Consider the following 7,488-nt stretch of genomic DNA (forward strand, 5'->3'; position numbering starts at 1 on the left):
TTTATTCATATCTATATAAAAAAACCTCAAAGACATATTTTTGAAATTATATCTTTGAGGTTTTTTTCCTTATAGAGTTCCAAGCTCATCTTCAAAATTATTGATTTTAAAATCTAAGCTTGATTTCCTATAATTGTACATTTCTATTTTATAGTTTTATTCTATTACTTTCCATGATCCATCGCTACCTGGAAGAGTATTTGTCCACCACTTAGCTTCATATACTTTTCCATTATAAACTACACGTGTTCCACCTACACAAATCATTCCTTCATAATAATCTAAACTTCCATCTTCATTTGGTATAACTTCTTTTTCCCATGCTTGTGATTTATCTGGATTTTCTCCTTTTACCCACCATTTTGCTGTGTACTTGTCACCTTTATATATTACAGTATCTCCTTGTAAGTATATCTTATTTGCATCATAAGTATCACTAGTTTGTGATTCCTCTTTTACTGTTATTACTCTAGTTGCTGTTGCTGTTTTTCCATTGCTATCAGATACCTTATATATTAATTTGTATTTACCTGACTTACTAGTATCTACTTCACCTTCAATTTCTATTTTATCTGTTAAAGTTCCATCTTCTTTATCACTTGCAGTTACACCTTCCATTGGGTCAAAATTATCTCCAACTTTTATAGTCTTATCAATTACTCCTTTTAATATTGGAGCTGAATTTATTCCTGGATTTACTTCATCATCTATACCAAAATTCTTAAATATATTACTAAATTCATATTGATTTAATACACCTTCATTAGATTCAGCCATAGAATCTCTATTTATAGACCACATTGATGTCATGCCTATCCCTTTATCTATTGCATGATTAACCACTAGTTCAGTCCATTCTGTTGTAAATAGTGGATGGGCTGCTCCTTCAAATCCTATTGATGGAGTTGTTCCTATCTTTCTATAAGCTTCTTCATCTGTAAGTGTTACATCAGCATATTTTTTAAAATAATTTTTTAATTGATTTTTTGTGCTATCTACAGCTCTTAATGATCCAGTTCCATAATTTTCTCCTGGAAGCAATGTTCCATTGCCATAAGCCATAGTCATAATATTTACTAATTTAACATCTACACCTTGTGATAAATATGCTTCTAAAACATCTAGTTGTACTGATGTAAGCCCACTTGGTAGTACTGCTAATGTTAATACTACGTCAACCCCTGTTGCATCTTGTAATTTTTTTATAGCTTTAGCATTAGCTATATTATGATTCTTATTAGTTGCTGGTCCACCTTCAATATCTAAATCAAGCCTTGTTAAACCATATCCCTCTACTATTTCCTTGTAAGTGTTAAATAGTATATCCACATCTTGAGTTACTTCCCAAATTGATACTCCATTTAATCCGCCTAAGGATATTGTTACATCACCACCAAGTTCTCTAACATCTTTTATAGATTTTTTTATTCCTTGGTATTGAGAATTATCTGCATTTTTTTCATTTAATACATCATATCCTCCCCAACCCCAATTTACTTTTCCATTAGATATTCCACTTGTTGATTGGATAAATCCTAAATTAAAGAATTTTACCCCTGTATCTTCAGCAATTTTCTTTAAATTTAAAGCTCCATTATTAGAGAATTCTCCACTATTCCAACGAGTCATATCTGCATATGGAGAATTTACTTGTGACGGCCACTCTATACCTTGTCCAACCCCAAAGTCTGATTTTGGATCTTCTGGCTCTCCTGTTATGCTCTCTTCAACGGTTATAGTTCTATTTCTATTGACAGTTTCACCTTTACTATCACTTACAGAATATGTTAATTTATATTTTCCTACTTTATTTGTATCAACATTTCCTTCTACAACTATTTTATCTGTTAAATCTCCATCTTCTTTATCATTTGCAGTTATTCCTTCTAATGAATCAAATTTGTCTCCAATATTTATAGTTTTGTCTATGACACCCTTTAAGATTGGTGCTTCATTTATTTCTGGTTCTGGAGTTGTAGTTTTTTCTTCTACAGTTATAATTCTATTTTTTGTTGTAGTCTCACCTTTGCTATCACTTACAGAATACTTTAATGTATACTTTCCTTGTTTATTTGTATCAACATTTCCTTCTACAACTATTTTATCTGTTAAATCTCCATCCTCTTTATCATTTGCAGTTACATCATGTAGTGGATCAAAGTCATCTCCAATATTTATAGTTTTATTGCTTAATCCTATTATAATTGGAGCATTATTTATTTCTGGCTTTACTTCTTCATCAACTTCTCCAAATATTGTTTGTCTATTCATATCAGGACTGTTTGACGACATACGTTGAACTAACTCTACACTTTCAATTTTAGCATCACCTAATAATTTAAATGTGTAACTTTGACCTTGCTCTATATTTTTGCCTTCCCATACAGATTGTAAATCAACTACTGTATATCCATTTTCATAAGTTACCGTACCTGCTGTATAATCTCCACTCTTTAGTGACTTATCTGATTTTATATATAATTTAGGTGCTTTAATTGTTTCTGCACCTTTTTCAACTTCTCTTAATACTGAATCTGTTTCTTCTGATCTTTCATTATTTTTTATAGTTATTTCATATCCTTTTCTGTCTGCTCCCCATTGCTGTTCATATGTACTAACAGTAGCAGTTACATCTAAATCTGAATAATTTATTTCATACTCAGGTAATTTTTCATCACCAAACAATACATTTTTAGTGGCACTTTGTAATTCATCTCTTTTACTAGTATTATTAGTTGATGCATCTTGAGAAGACATCCAACCTATAATTCCACCTAAATTATTTTCATGAACATATTTTCCTTTTTCTTCTATGGACTTAACATTATCATAAGTAAAAAACTTGCCTGTGCTTTCATCATAAAGATATGGTGCTTTTGCTTTTTCATCCCAATACTCTTTTAAACCAGGATATTGAGATTTTAATTTATCTAAACTTCTATATGCCCATACTCCACTAGCTCGTCCACCATCACCAGATTTTAATGGTGCTTCATTTGGTGCTCCATAAGAAGGAGTTTGATCTGCATCTCTTCCATTTTTTTCAGCTTCTCCAAACAATCCTGGAAGCTCAGCATTACTTCCTTTTTCTACCTTGTTCCAACCTCTTGTATAATAAGCAGCTCCTATAACTATCTTTTCTGGTTCAGCACCTTTTTCAATAAGGTAATTTACTGATTCATCAACTGATAATTTATTTCCTGACTGATTATTTATTGGATCATTTTCATTTGGATACAATCCTGTTTGATGACCACTATAATTATCCCATGCCCCTCTTAGGTCATATGTCATTATATTAGCAAAGTCAACAATATTGAATAATTTATCCACATCTATTCCTGAATCCACCTTACTTTTAGCTGCTGGAAGCGCTACTGTTAATTCATAATATTTATTTGTTTCTATACCTTTATTATTTAATTCTACTCTTAATTCTTCAAGTAGTTTTATATAATTTTCTTTATCTTGTGGTTTTGCATTTGGTGTTCCCTCGTCATTAGCATTATCAACTAAATCAGCTTCTCTAACTTCACTTGGATATTCCCAATCTAAATCTACAAAATCCATGTTAGTGTAATCTATAAATTTGATTATGTTTTTTATAAAATTCTCTCTTGATTTAGAATTTGAAGCCATCTCAGAAAAATCTCCTGATTTAGACCATCCACCTACTGATATACCCAATTTTAGATTTGGATTTTCAGCTCTTAATTGTTGTAGTGCAATTAAAATACCTGCATTTGGAGCACCCCACTGTACACCTTCTTGTCCAACTGGTGCACCTACTGCTGCATCTTTATCTGTAAATATTAAATTACCATTTGCATCAAAATCTATAAACGCAAAGTTTAGATGTGTTAATTGATCTGCTGGAATATCTTTAGGATAAAAGTTACCTTGACCACCCCATATTGACCAATCTCCATAATACATAACATTACGTTTTCCTAATGAATCTTTATTATCACTTTTAGATACTTCTTCACTTTTAACTGTTTGTGCAAAAACTTCCATACTCGGTATTAATGCACCTGCTCCCATTGAAGATATCATTGTTGTCATCATTGTTGCTACTAATACTTTTTTCATTAATTCTTTATTTTTCATCCTTCATTTCTCCTTCAATTAATTTTTTTGTTAAATTAATCCTCAGAGCCTATAAAATACTCCTCGGTAGCTGGCTGACATAGTTTTAACACCTTAGTCCCTATAGCTTTGCGTCCTTAAATTTCTTTAAGTTTGCCTTTTCTTCATATTTTAAATAATATGTTTTTTCTTTACACTGCTAGTATATAAATTAAAATCATCAAGGTATATACCTTTGAAAGTTTTGATATGTTTTTTGTAAGTTTTAGATAATAATATTTTTCTATTTTATTGTGATTTTTTTTGAAGTAATATATAATCTTTTTACAGTATATTTAAACAGAAAGGATTTTTATTAATTATGATAAAAATAGGACTTTGTGATGACAATAAATTATATCTAGAACAGCTATCTAAAATAATAAAAAATATATCCATTTCTACGGATATTAAATTTGAGATTAGTATTTTTAATTCTGGTGAAAGCCTACTTGATTTCTATTCTAACCATAAAGATTATTTTGATATACTTTTTTTAGATATATTAATGGATGGTATTAATGGTGTAGATTTAGCTAAATCTATACGAAACTATAATTACAATGAATATATAATATTTATTACTACTAGTAAGGAATATGCTTTGGATAGTTACAGTGTAAATGCTTACAATTACATATTAAAACCCTTTTCCTATGACACTATAGAAAAACTTATTTTAGATTTAAATGAAAAGATTAATTTAAATGGCAAAAACATTATTTATGTAAAAAATAATCAAGATATATGTTCATTTAACTTAAATAATGTAATATACTTTGAATCTAATCTACGAAAAATTACTGCTCATTTATTAAATGGAGAAAAAATTACATTTTATAATAAAATGTCTACTTTTGAAAATGAATTATCATCTAATATGTTTGTTAGATGTCATAGAAGTTTTTTAGTTAACTTAGTTTATCTTAAAAGCATTATAGGTTTTAACATTATAACTACTACAAATGATTCTGTACCTATAAGTAAAAAATATCTAAATTCAACACGAGACATATTTACTAATTTTATAAAATCTAAACTTTTAAATAATTAATAACTTTATCTAATAATGTATAAAGGAGTGATGAAAAATTAGCATAGAATATTTATTTATTATTCTTGGACTTATTGGTATATATTTACCTTATTCATACCATAAATTTTTTAAAATTAATTTAAAATGTTTTTTACATTTAACTACTCCATATTATACTTTGCTATCCACTTTGTTTTTGTTGGTTTATACAAACAAAATTGATTTGTTAAGATTTTCTCTATATCTTTCTTTTATATGCTGTTTTATATATGTTTTCTCTAATAAAAACTTTTTTAGTTTTTTAATACTTTCACTTAAATCCTATTATATTTTTCTATTATCATTTACAACCATTTTTAGCTTATATGAAGTTGCTAGCAAAAATAATATTTATTTTTTAGCTTTATCCAATAATAAATTTATAAAATTATTCTTAGCTTCAATAATTTTATATTTTTTATGTGAATTTTTATTTTTTAAAAATTTTACAATTGATAAATTCAAGTTTATGTTTTCATCATTAAACATGTTTATACCTATTTTTATTTTTATTTTACTTATAGTAAAAAATTATAGTTTTTTCTTCATTCTTAATTTTTCAAAGCACTCTCATTTAGTAAGTACTATGTTTTTAACTTCTTCTCTAATTGAAATATTTTTTTGTATTTTTATAATTATTGGTATATCTAAGGCTTATGATTTATCTATTTATAAACATAAAAATAAAATACTAAACATGCAATATGAACTTCAAGTAAGCAATCTAAATCAATTAGAAGAATATCAATCTGATATTAGACGAATATCCCATGATATTATAAATCACAAAATAATTTTATATAATTTAATAAAAAATGAAGATTATACAGAAGCCCTTAAATATTTAGAAAAATTCGGCACTGGATTTAATAGTACTAACTATGAAGTTTTTACCAATCATAAAATATTGAATGCTTTATTTTTAAAAAAGAAAGAAATCTGTATTTCCAATAATATTAATATAACATTAGATATAAATATACCTACTAAGGTAGAAATATCAGATTTTGATTTATGCATAATTATAGGTAATTTAATAGATAATTCTATAGATGCTTGTAAAAAATCTAAAAATGAAAAACCTAGTTATATAAATATAAAGTCAAAAATTATTAATAATAACTTTGTTTTTGAAATAAAAAACAACTTTGATGGTTTAATTAAGACTGAAAAAAAGATATTTTTAACTTCAAAAAAAGATTCAATTAACCATGGTTTTGGGTTATCTAACGTGAAAAGTACAGTTCTTAAATATAATGGTTGTTATGAGTTCTCCTTTGATTCTAATGAATTTTCTTCATTTGTTATGATTCCAATAAAATAAGAGTGCAAAATACTAAAATTGCACTCTTATTTTAAAATCTTTTATTTTCTTTTAAATATTTTTTTAATACTTAATATCCCTACACCAAAAACTATTAATAAAATCATAGCAGTATCTAATAATGCTTCAATTTCATTTTTTTTCTTACTTCCTTCTATTATATAATTACTTTTTATTATTTTGTCCTCTGAACTATTTTTAGTTACAATCAATTGTTCTTCTTTTTGTACACTTTCGTCTTTTTTAGTAATTTTACTAGTTAGAATTATATTTCTAATTTCTTCAACTTCATATTTATCATTTTTACCTGTAATATAATTAATGTTTCCATTCATATTTTCATTAATATTTATATCTAAATCATTAATTATATCACTGTCTAATTTATTTAACATTTCAATTATAGGCTTATAGGACTCTTTATCATTTTTATCAACTATAATTTCTATATAAAAATCATTATTATCATTAATTTTTAATACTTGACTTAAAATTTTATCCTGTACTCTTATATTGTATATGCTATATTCAGATGTTTCCCTTTTTTCTATTACTTTCAAATTCTTAAATTTTATCAATTTCTTTAAATACTCATCCATGGTATGTATTTTATTAATAGAAGCTAACTCTCTATTTACTTCTATTCTTACTGGATTCTCTTCATTTCCATACCCATCAAGTATAATCATATTCTTTAAATTTTGAGTTATTTCACTCTTAGGCACTTTAAAAACATCTTCAAATTTATTATTTTCTTCTTCATCTAAATTTTCATCTTCACTGGAGTTTTCATCTTCTCCTCCTAAATTACTATCTTCATTGGAGTTTCCTTCTCCTCCTCCTAAGTTACCATCTTCATTGGAGTTTCCTTCTTCTTCTCCTAAGTTACCATCTTCATTGGAGTTTCCTTCTTCTCCTCCTAAGTTACCATCTTCATTGGAGTTTCCTTCTTCTCCTCCTA

4 protein-coding genes and 1 riboswitch are annotated in these 7,488 nt (G+C 26.9%); of the genes, 2 read left to right on the plus strand and 2 right to left on the minus strand.

Features of this window, described 5'->3' with window-relative positions; genetic code table 11:
* Positions 1-156: 156 nt before the first annotated feature.
* Positions 157-4,110, minus strand: a complete 3,954-nt coding sequence (locus BN346_RS22260; protein WP_074432723.1) for a glycosyl hydrolase family 18 protein — start codon at positions 4,108-4,110, stop codon at positions 157-159.
* 62 nt (positions 4,111-4,172) lie between these two features.
* Positions 4,173-4,257, minus strand: a riboswitch (cyclic di-GMP riboswitch).
* Positions 4,258-4,450: 193 nt separating this feature from the next.
* Here BN346_RS22260 and BN346_RS14510 point away from each other — a divergent pair.
* Together BN346_RS14510 and BN346_RS14515 are read left to right on the plus strand one after the other, a co-directional pair.
* Positions 4,451-5,182, plus strand: a complete 732-nt coding sequence (locus tag BN346_RS14510; RefSeq protein WP_040329572.1) for a LytR/AlgR family response regulator transcription factor — start codon at positions 4,451-4,453, stop codon at positions 5,180-5,182.
* A gap of 607 nt (positions 5,183-5,789) precedes the next feature.
* Entirely contained in the window at positions 5,790-6,527 is a 738-nt protein-coding gene (locus tag BN346_RS14515; RefSeq protein ID WP_158644502.1) for a sensor histidine kinase, read from the plus strand.
* 41 nt (positions 6,528-6,568) lie between these two features.
* Here the strand turns inward: BN346_RS14515 and BN346_RS14520 are convergent.
* Positions 6,569-7,488 (minus strand): hypothetical protein (locus tag BN346_RS14520; protein WP_040329574.1); only part of this gene is annotated, 920 nt, incomplete at its 5' end.

Origin of the sequence: Clostridium ihumii AP5, assembly GCF_000612845.1 — a bacterium.
Taxonomy (GTDB): Bacteria; Bacillota; Clostridia; order Clostridiales; family Clostridiaceae; genus Clostridium_J; species Clostridium_J ihumii.